This window comes from Mesorhizobium sp. M1078 (assembly GCF_040318615.1).
GTDB lineage: Bacteria > Pseudomonadota > Alphaproteobacteria > Rhizobiales > Rhizobiaceae > Mesorhizobium.
Genome location: NZ_JAMYMP010000004.1, coordinates 100,190 through 113,179, shown reverse-complemented (window position 1 = coordinate 113,179; position 12,990 = coordinate 100,190). Strand labels below are relative to the sequence as shown.

Genomic DNA, 12,990 nt, shown 5'->3' with positions numbered 1-12,990 from the left:
CGGTCATTTCGGAGTTCTCCTGGTCGTCCCACTTATTCGGCGGGGACATGATTGGCGGTGACGGCAAGCCCGTCTTTCTTGGCGCGGTATTCGCTGTAGGCGGCGATCAGCATGTCCTCGTCGCGATATTGCGGCACCCAGCCGAGCTGGCGCTCGGCCTTGGATACGTCGAGCACGCACTCCTCATCGGCGATCAGATATTGTTCGGGATCCATGATCGGCATGTTCATGAGATCGAGCAGGTCGAGAGTGCGCTTGACCGCCCAGCCCGGCGTCGGGATCAGCAGCGATTTCGAGCCGGCATGCTTGATCAGGTCGCCCAGCAATTTCTTCACCGGCGGCGGATTGAGGGAGCCCAGATTATAGGCCTGGTTGGGCACGCCTGCCTTCCAGGCCGCGCGGGCAGCTTCCGCGCAATCGAACACCGAGATGAACTGATAGGGGTTCTTGCCCGAGCCGATCATCGGCACAGGAAAATTCCAGTCGATCAGTTTGAACAGCTTTTCCAGGATCCCGAGCCGGCCGGGACCGATGATCAGACGCGGGCGAAAAAGCGAGATCGACATGCCGCGCTTGCGCCATTGAGCGGCGAGCTCCTCGGTCTTCTGCTTCGACCAGCCATATTCGCCGAGCGGTGCGACCGGGTGCTCCTCGGTCATCGGCTGGGTGACCGTGTGGCCGTAGATCATGTCGGTGGTGTAGTGGACGAGCTTGGACGCGCCGGCCTTGTCCATCGCCTGCATGATGTGTTCGGTGCCATGGAAATTCACCGGAAAGAAGAAGTCGTGACGCTTGGCCCGCACCTGGATCGGCGACAGCATTTTGGCCGACAGGTTGTAGATCATGTCGTCGGCCTTCAATCCGATGTTGGCCACCGAGGCCGTATCCGTGACATCGCAGGTGACGAAGCGAACGTTGCGATAGTGCGTCAGGTCGCTCTTGACGATGTCGGCAACGACAACCTCTTCACCATCGGCCACAAGCTTCGGGGCAAGATGACGGCCGACGAAGCCGTCGCCGCCGAAAATAACATGTCTCATCGAACGATCTCGTTTGTCTGGATCTTGTCGGGGATGATGGAAGCGGTTTGGTCGTCATGCCCGAGCCCGCCCAAGTCTCGACCGCTTTGCGCGATCAGCACGGTGCCGACGCAGATGAAGGCGATGCCGGCAATGCGCCAGGCATTGAGGTCCTCGCGGAAGATGAAATAGGCGAAGATCGCAACCGCGACATAGGCAAGGCTGAGGAACGGATACGCAAAGCTGAGCTCGACCTTGGACAGCACATAGAGATGCGAAGCCATCGAGATGACGAAGGTGCACAGGCCGAGAAACACCCATGGGCTGAAAACGACCTGCAACAGCCTCAACAGCGGATTGGTGCCTTCGAACGAAATCGGCCCGAGCGACATCATGCCTTGCTTCAGCATCAGCTGCGCGGCGGCATTGGTCATGACCGTGAACAGAATGGAGACGATGTATTTCATATTTTGCACCCGCCACTCGCAACGGTCCTATTACGAACCTGCAAACATTTCATGAAGTCACGGCAATGCTTTGAGTAAACCACGGAACTTACGATCTATTAACCATGACTTATTCGGGTTGTACCTATTCAGCTGCCTTGACGCGCCCTGGCCGGTCGTTGAGCTTTTTCGCCGTCCGCAGCCAGAAACTGGACACGAACGCCGGGTCGCGCAGCGCTTCAAGCCGCTGCCAATTCGGGAAGGAGGCCGCGAAAGTATCAGCGCCCATGCGCGCATCCTTGTACGGGTTGACCGCGCCGCCGGCCGCGACCGTGATGCGGTCAAGTTCGCTGAGCAGGGCCAGCGTCCTGTCGCCGCGATTGGGGAAATCCAGCGTCAACGTGAAGCCTGGCCGCGGAAAGGACAGCAGCCCCGGCGAGCGGATCGAGCCGAAGCGCTTCAACACGGTGAGGAAAGAGCCCTGCCCGGCCCGTCGCGCCGCCTCGAGCAGCGCCGGCACGGTCTGACGCGCGACATTTTCCGGCACCACGCTCTGGTGCTGGTAGAGGCCTTTCGGGCCATACAGCCGATTCCAGTCGCCGACACCATCAAGCGGAAAGAAAAAGCCCTGGTAGCCGGTTTGGCTCGGCCCCGGCGAGCGCCCCTTCTTCCACCGATAGGCGGCGTTGAAGGCGGTGAGGAACGGCCGGTTGAGCACATTGAACGGCGGCTGGAACGGCACTGAAAAACGGGAGCCGGCGCGAGACGCCGCATGCGAGCCATACTCGGCATGATTGCCTGTCAACAACAGGCCGCGCCCGCGGCCATGGCCGCCGGCAAGCTGGTCGATCCAGGCGACGGCATATTCATTCGCCTGGTCGGCGGCCTCGGCCAGTTCGAAGAATTCGCTAAGATCGGCAAACCGCGTTACCTTCTCGGCGATATCGAGCGAATGCACCCGCATCAGCCGGATCGAGGCCGACAGGATCAGGCCGGTCAGCCCCATGCCGCCGATCGTCGCCGCAAACAGCCTTGCATTGTCGGTTGCCGAGCAGGTGTATGTCCGCCCGTCCGAGCGCAGCAGCGTGAACGACTCGACATGGCAGCCAAAGGTGCCGCGCCGGTGATGGTTCTTGCCATGGACGTCATTGGCGATCGCGCCGCCAAGGGTGACGAACTGGGTGCCTGGGACCACAGTCGGAAAGAAACCGTAAGGTGCAGTGTGCGCAATGATATCGGAGAGGAACACGCCGGCCTCCGCCTCGAGCAGGCCGGTCTCGGCATTGAAGGCGCCGATGCGGTTCAGCGGCCGCATGTCCACGACCGCACCTGGCTCGTTCTGGCAGGAATCGCCGTAGGAGCGGCCATTGCCATAGGCGAGCAAGGCGTTCTTTGTCGCCTTGCCGCTCCGCATCAGCGCGATGGCATCGTCGGCCGCGATGGCTCGCTTTGCGGCCGGCGTGGCGAGGCCAAAACTCCGGTACCGTTCGCCGGCCATGCCCTACCAGCCTCCCGCGACCAGAAGGGCGGCGCCGATCACCACGACGATCTGGCTTCGCCAGTCGCGAATGATGAAGATGACCGGATCATCATTCATCTCGTTGCGGCGCGCCAGGATCCAGACCCGCATGGTCAAATACAGCACGATCGGCGCCAGCGGCCAGACCAGCCAGGGATGCGGATAGAGTTCGCGTACCGCGACGCTGTCCATGTAGAGCGCCAGCACCAGCGCCGAGGAGAAGGCCGACGCCATGCCCGCCTGGGCGACGATCTCCTGATCTTCGATGCGGTAGCCGCGACCGGCAATGCGCTCGCCCACCGGAATGGCTGTGGTGCGCAGTTCGACATAGCGCTTCACCAGCGCCAGCGACAGGAAGAAGAAAATCGAGAAGGCGAGCAGCCAGAACGAGACTTCGACCCCGGTCGCCGCAGCACCTGCCAGCACACGCACTGTGTAGAGCCCGGCCAGCGTCAGTACGTCGGCCAGGAGCATGCGCTTGAACGACAGCGAATAGGCTGTGGTCACCACCAGATAGCCGGCGAGCACGCCCAGGAACTCGATCGGCAACAGAAGCCCGGCGGCGATGCCGATCGTCAGCAGAGCGGCCATCGCGCCGAGACCGAACGGGATCGACAAAGCGCCGCTGGCGAAAGGCCGGTTGCGTTTGGTCGGATGCTTGCGGTCGAGCGCAAGGTCGAAGAAATCGTTGAGGATGTAGATGGCGGAAGCCACGGCGCTGAAGGCGACGAACGCCAGCAGGCATTGCCAGATCATGTTGATGTTGAAGTATTCATGCGACAGCACCATCGGCACCGCGATCAGCGAATTCTTCAGCCACTGATGCACCCGCAGCATCTTGACGAATGTCTTCAATGTCCTTTTCGGCGCCGGCATCCTTTCGGCGCTATGCGCGGCCTGCCAGCGCCTCGCATGGCGGTCGGGCGCCACGACGATGGCGTTGCGTGCGGCTCCGAAAACCTTGAGGTCGTGCCGGCTGTTGCCGGCATAGTCGAAACCGCCGTCGCCATAGGCGGCGATGAGCGCGTCGCGCTTGCGGTCCGAGGTCATGTTGTGGGGACCGTCGGTCGCCAGCACATAGTCGAAGACGCCCAGATGCGCGGCGATTGTCTCGGCGAACTTGCGTGGCGTACCGGTCGCCAGCACGATCTTGCGTCCGTCGCGATGGTCGGCGCGCAGCCGCTGCAGCAGCGCTTCGCGATAGGGCAGCGAGGCCGGATCGATGTCGATGCGGTCGGCAATCGCTTGTTTCAGCCGCGCCAGGCCGGCGGCCAGCCAGAACGGAACCAGGAAAACATAGAGCGGATTCTTCTTGAGCAGGATGAACAGGCCTTCCCAAAGAAGATCGGTCGCAATCAGCGTGCCGTCGAGGTCGACCGCAAGCGGGATTGCGTTCTTGTCCGACCGCGCATCCATATCTTTCCTGCCCAGCTCAAAAACCCGTCGCGCCACGTTTCGGCGTCTTGGTATCCGGCATAGCGAGCAACGGCGCAACGAACGTTAAAACGTCTGGTTGCAACGGATATGCGCCGGGGTATTTCCCTCGTCATCGTTAAGCAACCGTTGCCGTAGACGAGAAAAGGCCGGGCATTGCCCGGCCTCTACTACATTTGCCTGCCGACTTACTTGATGCGGGCAACGCCACCCGAGATTTCGACCGTTTCCGAGCCGGTCAGGGCCTCGAGGTCACCATTGGGCAAGGTGACAAAACAGCCGTTCGGGCAGAATTCCGCGGTTTCGCCGGCGGCCAGCGCCAGCTCCGTCTTGCCGCCGCCTTCCGTCACGATCAGCGTACGGGTCTCAGCATCCTTGTTGACCGCGCTGGCGGCAAAGGCCGAGCCACTCGCTGCGGTAAGAGCGATGGCGACGACGAGCGACTTCCACATTTTGCAATATCGGTGTTTCCACACCGCCTCTGTTGCATTTCGCAAGGCATTCTCGCCTCTGCATGTGAGCTTATATGAGATGCAAGCTGAACCGCAACTGAATGCCGCATTCATGCCGCAATTGGTTTGGGAGGAGCTTGGGGCCTTAGCTGGGATCGGGTTTGCGGGCCTTGCGACCAGTTTTGGCCAGCCGCTTCGCCTCGGCGGCGGCTCTGGCCTCCGCCTGCTCCTTCTCGGCGAACTCGACCTCGATCTTGTCGTCGTCGATCGGCCATGCGTCGGTCTTCTTGACCTTGACCTCGGCGCGCGGCGTCGAGGGGATTTCTATGTGCTCGGCGTCAAAAGCATCGAGAACGGCAAAGCGGATATCGTTCTGAACGATGGCGCCGTTCAGCACATCGGCCAGGAACACGCGGATCTCGAACTCGAGTGCTGCCGGCCCGAAATTGGTGAACAGCACGAAGGGTTCCGGGTTCTTCAGCACCAGCGCATGGCCGCGCGCAATCTCAAGCAGGACCGCGTGTACCCGCTTGACGTCGCTGCCATAGGCGACCCCGACCTTGATCTCCACACGTCCGAGCTTGTTGCGGTGCGTCCAGTTGCCGACGGCGTTGTTGATGAGGTTCGAATTGGGCAGGATCACCGATTGCCGCTGGAAGGTCTCGATTTCGGTGGCGCGCACGCTGATCTTCTTGACCGTGCCTGATGTGTCGCCGGCGACGATCCAGTCGCCGACCTTGAACGGCCGCTCGGCGAGAAGGATCAGGCCGGACACGAAGTTGGACACGACATTCTGCAGGCCAAAGCCGATACCCAGCGAGAGTGCGCCTGCAACGAGCGCCAGGTTGGAGAGATCGATGCCCGCCGCCGAGATGCCGACGAGCCCAGCGAGCGCGACGCCGGCATAGCCGACCGCCAGCCGGATCGAGTTGCGCACGCCGGTATCGACCTTGCCGCGCGCCATTACCGAGCCGTCGAGCCAGCCCTGGAACCAGCGGGTCAGGAAATAGCCGATGATGAAGACGACGATGCCGGTGAGGATGCCGGTGACCGAAATCGTCACCGAACCGACGGTGACGCCTGTCGCCAATTTATAGCCCCAGGCCTGGATATCGCCGGGCTGGAAGCCCCACATCAACAGGATCAGCGGCAGGAACACCAGCACGATCATCAGGTTGATGGCGACGCTGACGACGAGGCCGAGCTGGTCGAGCGCGGTGTCCTCATAGCTGGAATTGGTCTTCAGCCAGCGCCCGATGGACGTGCCGGCGAAACCACCCTCCTCGCCGATCTCGCGCGCCGACAGGAAGCCGATATAGGCGGTGAGCAGGATGGTGCCGGTGACCACGACCTGCAACGAGACGAAGATGGCAAGACCGATATAGCCGAACAGCGCCGCCGCAATCGTGAACAGGCCGAGCGCGACACAGGTGTAGCGCAGCCAGGCCGGCCAGGGGCGCCAGCGCCCGTCGGCGTCCTTGTAAGGCTTCAGCAGCGCCATAAGGATCAGGATGACGCCCACGATGACCGTGGCGACAAAACTCCTGGCCACCGTCAGCGACAGGGGCGAGCCCATCTTGTCGTTGACGATCGACAGGAAATTGTTGATGCCGATGACGACTGCCATGGCCGTCGTCAGCCGCACCAGCCAACGCGCCGGGCCGGTCTCGACCTGGATCAGGCGCCAGTTCGGCATGCTGGGCGACAGCGCCGCATTGGTCAGGCGGTTGACACAGAACACTATGGCGATGACGGCTGCCAGAGCGTTGAGGAACACGCCTATGTCGCCGCGCAGCACATTGTAGTAATTGTACAGGAACACTGTCGAGGCGAGGAAGGCGCTGACCGCCAGCGTCGGCAGCAAGGTCGACCAGAACGCCACCGACAGGCGACTGAGATACGTCGGATCTTCAACCGACGCGTCGGCCTCGAAGATGCGCCCAAACAGGCGGCGCCCACCGACCAGAAGCACCACGGCCAACGCAAGCGCCATGAGGGTCGCCGCGAGCATCGCCTGGAACTTGAACTTGAAGGCAAAGCTCAGCCAGGACGACACCGCCCTGTAAAAATTGGCGTATTCGTCCCTGGCGTCGGAAAACACTTGCGGGCTCAGTGCATCGGACAGCACATAGCGCTTGGTCAGCCCGCTGCGAAACAGCTCGCTGCGCATATTGCCGATCTTCTCGATCAGCGCATTGATGCGGATAGACAGGTTCTGCGCGCCGGCGATGACGGCGTTGATCTCCGCCTTTTCCGACGCCAGCGCCTGGCGCTCGCCGGTAACGATATCCGGTTCAGGCGGCTGTCCGGCAGCCGGGGGCGCACCAAGCTGCTCAAGCCTCGAATTGATCTCCCCCAGCCGGGACCGGAACGCCAGCGCGCTGTTCAGCGCAGCGCGCGACAGCTCTTCCAGCTGCAGGCGGATCTCGACGAGGGTGGTGTCGTCGACGCCGTCCTCCTGGACTTTCTTCTCCAGAGCGTCGGTTTTCGTCGTCAAACCCTGCAGGATTTTCTGCTGGTCGGCGACCAGCCCGGCAGGCGCCTGGCCCAGCCCCTGCGCCATCGCGCCGAACGAATGCGGCGCCAAGGCAACGAGCGCGAGGACCAGGATCAGGCGAAAGAAGCGAAAAAGCATAATGGTGGCGACTCAAAGGGCGGCAAGGCCGCTTCTAAAGCGGTCCTTGATAGAGACGCTCATCCCGTGGGGCAAGTCGTGGCGAAGTCATCGCAGTTGGGCGCCTTGCGGGAGTCGGCCAGTCGAAAAGCCATGGCGCAATCTTGGCTTTGCGCCCGCCGCCTGCTCTATAGTCTGCCGCATCGCGCCGAGCCGGAAGGTTTCAGGTCTGTCCGACCTGAAACCTTCCGGCTCTAGAAATCAAAGATATAGAGCATGATGTCGTCCGAAAACCGCTTCACACTTTTCGGCATCATGCTCTAGGGATGACATGAAGAATGGCGGAATATTCAGCCCTTTCGCTTCTCACGAACGCGCTCAAGGGAAACAAGGACTGGAAGCCGGCCTGGCGCAAGCCCGACCCCAAGGCTTCCTATGACGTCATCATCATCGGTGGCGGCGGCCACGGCCTGTCGACGGCGTACTATCTGGCCAAGGAGCACGGCATCACCAATGTCGCGGTGCTGGAAAAGGGCTGGCTGGGTTCCGGCAATGTCGGCCGTAACACCACGGCGGTGCGCTCCAACTACCTTTTGCCGTCCAACACCCGCTTCTACGAACATTCGATGAAGATGTGGGAGAACCTGTCGCACGACCTCAACTACAACGTCATGTTCTCGCAGCGCGGCTGCCTGAACCTGGCTCACACGCCGGGCCAGTTCGACGACTTGGCCAGGCGCGGCAACGCCATGCGCCATCTCGGCGTCGATGCCGAGCTGATGAGCACCGCCGAGATCGCGCGCCTGGTCCCGGCGCTGGACATGTCGGCCTCCGCGCGCTTTCCCATCGTCGGCGGCCTGATGCAGCCACGCGCCGGCACCGCCCGGCACGATGCGGTTGCCTGGGGCTATGCGCGCGGCGCCGACCGACGCGGCGTCGACATCGTCGAGAATTGCGAGGTCACCGGCTTCCTGCGCGACGGCGACCGCATCACCGGCGTGCAGACGACGCGCGGAGAGATCCGCGGCAAGAAAGTCGCCGTGGCCGTTGCCGGCAGCACCGGGCGGGTGATGCAGCTTGCCGGCATCGATAGCATGCCGATCGAGAGCCATGTGCTGCAGGCCTTCGTGACAGAGTCGCTGAAACCGTTCTGCAACACGGTCCTGACCTTCGGCATGGGTCATTTCTACATGTCGCAGTCCGACAAGGGCGGCCTCGTCTATGGCGGCGATATCGACGGCTACAACAGCTACGCCCAGCGCGGTAATCTGCCCATCGTCGACGAGGTGATGAGCGAGATGCTGGCGCTGTTTCCCGGCCTTGCGCGTGTACGCATGCTGCGCTCCTGGGGCGGCGTCTGCGACATGTCGATGGACGGTTCGCCGATCATCACCACCGGCCCGCTGCCGGGCATGTATCTCAATTGCGGCTGGTGCTATGGCGGCTTCAAGGCGACGCCGGCCTCGGGCTGGTGCTTTGCATACACCATCGCCAAGGACGAGCCGCACGCGCTCAACGCGCCGTTCACGCTCGACCGTTTTTATCGCGGCCTGGTGATCGACGACAAGGGCCAGGGCGCAACGCCCCGGCTGCATTAGGGTTCAAACAAATGCTTATCACTTGTCCCTATTGCGGCCCGCGCGACGTCATCGAGTTCACCTATCAGGGCGACGGCAACCGCGAGCGCCCGCAGCCCAACTCGCAGGACCTCGACGCCTGGAACGCCTATGTCTACGACCGCCTGAACCCGGCCGGCGACCACAATGAGATCTGGCAGCATTCCGGCGGTTGCCGCACCCATCTGAGGATGGTGCGCAACACGGTCACGCATGAGATTTCCAGCACCGGTTTCGCCCGCGTCGACCACAATGCCGGTGCCCGGCACAAAGCCGGAGGCAAGTCGTGAGCCCGCGCCGCACCGAGACCGGCGGCCGCATCGACCGCCTGCGCACCATCCGCTTCACCTTCGACGGCACGCCTTACACCGGCCATGGCGGCGACACGCTGGCCTCGGCGCTGCTTGCCAACGGCGTGACGCTGTTCGGCCGCTCGTTCAAATACCACCGCCCGCGCGGCCTGCTCTCGGCCGGCGTCGAGGAACCGAACGCGCTGGTGACGGTGCTGCGCGGCGAAGTGCGCGAGCCCAACATCGCCGCAACCATGGTCGAGATCTATGACGGGCTGGTGGCCGTCAGCCAGAACCGCTTTCCCTCGCTCGCCTGGGACATCAACGCCGTCAACCAGCTCGGCGGCAAGATCCTGGCCGCCGGCTTCTACTACAAGACCTTCATGGGTCCGGTCTTCGGCCCGCTGAAGGGCACCAGATTCTGGATGTTCTGCGAGCATTTCATCCGCCGCGCCGCCGGCCTGGGCCGCGCCGGTATTGCCGCCGACACCTCGCGCTACGAGCGCATGAACGCGTTTTGCGACGTGCTGGTGGTCGGCTCCGGCCCGGCCGGCCTGTCAGCCGCCAAGGCCGCTGCCGACCAGGGCGCGCGCGTCATCCTGGCCGAGCTCGAACCGCGTTTCGGCGGCTCGGCCAACTGGTCCGGCGAGGCCATCGACGGCGCGCCGGCCGCCGACTGGGCGGCGCGCGCCGTCAGCCAGCTCGAAGGCCATGACACGGTCCGCCTGCTGCCGCGCACCACGGTGTGGGGCTATTATGACGGCAACACGCTAGCCGCGCTCGAGCGCGTCACCGACCACAAGGAAACGCCCGGCAAGGGCGAGCCGCGCCATCGCTACTGGGCGATCCGCGCCAAGACGGTGGTGCTGGCCACCGGCTCTTTCGAGCGGCCGCTTGTGTTCCCCGGCAATGACCGGCCGGGCGTCATGCTGGCGCATGCCGCCGAGCGCTATGCTAACGATTATGGCGTGCTGCCCGGCGACAGGATCGCGCTGTTCACCAACAATGACAGCGCCTATCGCTCGGCTCTGGCGCTGAGGAAGGCCGGGGCAGCTATTGTCGCCATCGTCGATGTGCGCCCCGAGCTTTCGGCCGAAATGCGCAGCCTCGCCACCGAGGCCGAAGCCGAAATCCTCTCCGGCCATGCCGTGGTCGCCACCGAAGGCGGCAAGGCGCTCTCCGGCCTCAAGGTGCAGCGCTTCGACATGAACTCGGGCGCGCTCAGCGGTGACGCCCGCAGCATCCACGCCGATAGCCTGCTGATGTCGGGCGGCTGGTCGCCGACCATCCATCTCGCCAGCCAGGCTGGCGCGAGAGCCGAGTGGAACCCTGCCCGCCAGGCCTTCCTGCCGCCGAAACCGACTCGGCAATGGATTGGCGCCGGCGCTTTCAACGGCAGCTTTTCGACCGTCGAAGCCATCACTGAGGGCCGTGCAGCCGGCCTGTCCGCCGCGGGCGGAGCGGCTGCGCCGGCAGCTTTGCCGGATGTCGAAGCAGCCCCGGGAAACCCCGATCCGGCGCCGGTGTTCGAGATCAAAGCCAAGGGAAAAAGCTTCGTCGACTTCCAGCATGACGTGACTGCCGAAGACGTGCGGCTGGCGCATCGCGAAGGTTTTGTCTCCGTCGAGCATCTGAAGCGCTACACCACGCTCGGCATGGCGACCGACCAGGGCAAGAACTCCAACGTTCCGGGCCTCGCCATCATGGCCGAGGCGTTGGGCAAACCGATCCCCGAAGTCGGAACGACGCGCTTCCGCCCTCCCTACTCCGCGGTGTCGATTGGCTCGCTCGCGGCCGAGCGTTTCGGCGATCTGAAGCCGGAGCGGCTGACGCCGATGCATGACTGGCACCTCGCCAATGGCGCGACGATGTATTCCGCCGGGCTCTGGTATCGGCCAATGATCTACGGCCTTGCCGGCGAGACGGTCGAACAGGCCTATGTCCGTGAAGCCAGGGCGACGCGCGAAAGTGCCGGCATTGTCGACGTCTCGACGCTGGGCAAGATCGCCGTGCAGGGACCGGATGCCGGTGAATTCCTCGACCGCGTCTACACCAACATGTTTTCTACCCTCCCCGTCGGCAAGGCCCGCTACGGCCTGATGCTGCGCGAGGATGGGCTGGCCTTCGACGACGGCACCACATGGCGGCTTGGCGAACGGGATTTCCTGATGACGACCACCACGGCCAACGCCGGCAAGGTGATGCAGCATCTGGAATATTTCCTCGACGTCATCTGGCCGGAACTCAAAGTGCATGTCACCTCGGCAACCGACGAATGGGCGGGCGCGGCCATCGGCGGGCCGAAGGCGCGGGCCATCCTCGCCGCCTGTGTCACCGGCACTGCGGTCGACAACACAGCCCTGCCCTTCATGGGCATCGTGCGCGGCGAGATATCAGGCGTGCCGGTGATGATTTGCCGGCTGTCCTTCTCCGGAGAAATGGCCTTCGAGGTCTATTGCGGCGCCGGCTACGGCACCCATGTCTGGGAAGCCCTTATCGAAGCCGGCAAGCCGTTCGGCCTGGTCACCTACGGGCTGGAGGCGTTGGGCACGATGCGCATCGAAAAGGGCCATGTCACCGGCGCGGAGATCGACGGCCGCACCACGGCGCGCGACCTGCATCTCGACTGGATGCTGTCGAAGAAGAAGCCGTTCATCGGCTCGGCGATGATGGACCGCGAAGGCCTGATCGCGCCCGAGCGGCTGCAGCTGGTCGGTCTGGTCTCGCTCGACCATCGGCCGTTCAATGGCGGAGCCCACCTCGTCGAGGAACTGGACGAAGCCAATCCGCACGACTCCATCGGCCATATCACCGCCTGCTGCTACTCGCCGGCGCTGGGCAAGCACATCGCGCTGGCTTTGGTCGAGGGCGGCAAGGCGCGCCATGGCACCCGGGCATTCGTCTCCGATCCGCTGCGCAAGCGGTTCGGGCCGGTCGAAATCGTCTCCAACCATTTCTACGACCCGGACGGGAGCCGCATGCATGGCTGAGCGCCAATCACGTGAACGCCAGCCACCCGAGCGGCTCTCGCCGCTCGAGCCGGTGTTCCATCCGGGTTCGCACGGCAACTTCGAGCATGGCGTCGATGTCATTCTGACCGAAATCAGGCCAGGCTCGATTCTGCAGCTGGCCGCATGGCCGGGCGCGGAAAAGCAGCTGATCGAAGCGATCCGCAAGGTCACCGGCCTAGATTTGCCCGATGGCGCCGGCGGCGGCGTTGCCAAGGACGGCAAGGCCGCGTTCGGTTTCGCGCCTGGAAAATTCACCGCCGTCGACGATGCCGAGGGCCTGGCGACGCGTTTTGCCGGGGACGTAACCCCGGCAATCGGCACGATCACCGACCTGTCGCATGGCCGCACCGCTATCCGCATCGCCGGCCCTAAGGCCGAATGGGTGCTGGCGAAATTCTTCGCCATCGATGTTGCGCTGCCCGCCTTCCCGATCGGCTCCGGCCGTTCGACCACCCATCACGACGTCTTTGCGCAGATCCAGCGCACCGGCACCGACCAGTTCGACATCTATGTCTTCCGCTCCTTCGCCCGCTCGTTCTGGAAGGCGCTCTGCCATGCCAGCGAGGAGGTCGGCTACGAGGTTCAGTAG

10 protein-coding genes are annotated in these 12,990 nt (G+C 63.5%); 4 read left to right on the top strand and 6 right to left on the bottom strand.

The window, feature by feature from the left end:
• Positions 1–32: 32 nt before the first annotated feature.
• The 6 genes from NKH38_RS08280 to NKH38_RS08255 form a co-directional block, all read right to left on the bottom strand.
• Positions 33–1,040 (bottom strand): NAD-dependent epimerase/dehydratase family protein, encoded by a 1,008-nt coding sequence (locus tag NKH38_RS08280; protein ID WP_023681794.1) that lies wholly within the window; start codon positions 1,038–1,040, stop codon positions 33–35.
• On the bottom strand, positions 1,037–1,486 hold the full coding sequence (locus NKH38_RS08275; RefSeq protein WP_352762341.1) for an EamA family transporter: 450 nt from the start codon (positions 1,484–1,486) through the stop codon (positions 1,037–1,039). Before NKH38_RS08275 ends, NKH38_RS08280 begins: the two co-directional genes overlap by 4 nt.
• Positions 1,487–1,610: 124 nt before the next feature.
• Positions 1,611–2,963: an FAD-binding oxidoreductase gene (locus NKH38_RS08270; protein WP_352762343.1), complete on the bottom strand. Its 1,353-nt coding sequence runs from the start codon at positions 2,961–2,963 to the stop codon at positions 1,611–1,613.
• Positions 2,964–2,966: 3 nt separating this feature from the next.
• Positions 2,967–4,400, bottom strand: a complete 1,434-nt coding sequence (locus tag NKH38_RS08265; protein WP_352762345.1) for a UbiA family prenyltransferase — start codon at positions 4,398–4,400, stop codon at positions 2,967–2,969.
• A 206-nt stretch (positions 4,401–4,606) separates the two neighbouring features.
• Entirely contained in the window at positions 4,607–4,870 is a 264-nt protein-coding gene (locus tag NKH38_RS08260; RefSeq protein WP_352762348.1) for a hypothetical protein, read from the bottom strand.
• A 145-nt stretch (positions 4,871–5,015) separates the two neighbouring features.
• Positions 5,016–7,505 carry a mechanosensitive ion channel family protein gene (locus tag NKH38_RS08255; RefSeq protein ID WP_352668872.1) on the bottom strand — a complete coding sequence of 830 codons (2,490 nt, stop codon included), beginning with the start codon at positions 7,503–7,505 and terminating at the stop codon, positions 5,016–5,018.
• Positions 7,506–7,822: 317 nt separating this feature from the next.
• Here NKH38_RS08255 and NKH38_RS08250 point away from each other — a divergent pair, with 317 nt between their 5' ends.
• From NKH38_RS08250 to NKH38_RS08235, 4 genes are read left to right on the top strand one after another with little or no spacing between them, the layout of a single operon-like run.
• Positions 7,823–9,082, top strand: coding sequence for a sarcosine oxidase subunit beta family protein (locus tag NKH38_RS08250; RefSeq protein WP_352762350.1), 1,260 nt, complete (start codon positions 7,823–7,825; stop codon positions 9,080–9,082).
• An 11-nt stretch (positions 9,083–9,093) separates the two neighbouring features.
• Positions 9,094–9,390, top strand: a complete 297-nt coding sequence (locus NKH38_RS08245) for a sarcosine oxidase subunit delta (RefSeq protein ID WP_023741600.1) — start codon at positions 9,094–9,096, stop codon at positions 9,388–9,390.
• On the top strand, positions 9,387–12,380 hold the full coding sequence (locus tag NKH38_RS08240) for a sarcosine oxidase subunit alpha (protein ID WP_352762352.1): 2,994 nt from the start codon (positions 9,387–9,389) through the stop codon (positions 12,378–12,380). The genes NKH38_RS08245 and NKH38_RS08240 overlap by 4 nt, the downstream gene beginning before the upstream one ends.
• On the top strand, positions 12,373–12,990 hold the full coding sequence (locus tag NKH38_RS08235) for a sarcosine oxidase subunit gamma (RefSeq protein ID WP_352762354.1): 618 nt from the start codon (positions 12,373–12,375) through the stop codon (positions 12,988–12,990). The genes NKH38_RS08240 and NKH38_RS08235 overlap by 8 nt, the downstream gene beginning before the upstream one ends.

Coding starts and splice junctions, on each gene's coding strand:
- NKH38_RS08265 (WP_352762345.1), bottom strand. CDS start 4,400: ATGGATGCGCGGTCGGACAAGAACGCAATCCCGCTTGCGGTCGACCTC.
- NKH38_RS08280 (WP_023681794.1), bottom strand. CDS start 1,040: ATGAGACATGTTATTTTCGGCGGCGACGGCTTCGTCGGCCGTCATCTT.
- NKH38_RS08270 (WP_352762343.1), bottom strand. CDS start 2,963: ATGGCCGGCGAACGGTACCGGAGTTTTGGCCTCGCCACGCCGGCCGCA.
- NKH38_RS08260 (WP_352762348.1), bottom strand. CDS start 4,870: ATGTGGAAGTCGCTCGTCGTCGCCATCGCTCTTACCGCAGCGAGTGGC.
- NKH38_RS08235 (WP_352762354.1), top strand. CDS start 12,373: ATGGCTGAGCGCCAATCACGTGAACGCCAGCCACCCGAGCGGCTCTCG.
- NKH38_RS08275 (WP_352762341.1), bottom strand. CDS start 1,486: ATGAAATACATCGTCTCCATTCTGTTCACGGTCATGACCAATGCCGCC.
- NKH38_RS08245 (WP_023741600.1), top strand. CDS start 9,094: ATGCTTATCACTTGTCCCTATTGCGGCCCGCGCGACGTCATCGAGTTC.
- NKH38_RS08255 (WP_352668872.1), bottom strand. CDS start 7,505: ATGCTTTTTCGCTTCTTTCGCCTGATCCTGGTCCTCGCGCTCGTTGCC.
- NKH38_RS08250 (WP_352762350.1), top strand. CDS start 7,823: ATGGCGGAATATTCAGCCCTTTCGCTTCTCACGAACGCGCTCAAGGGA.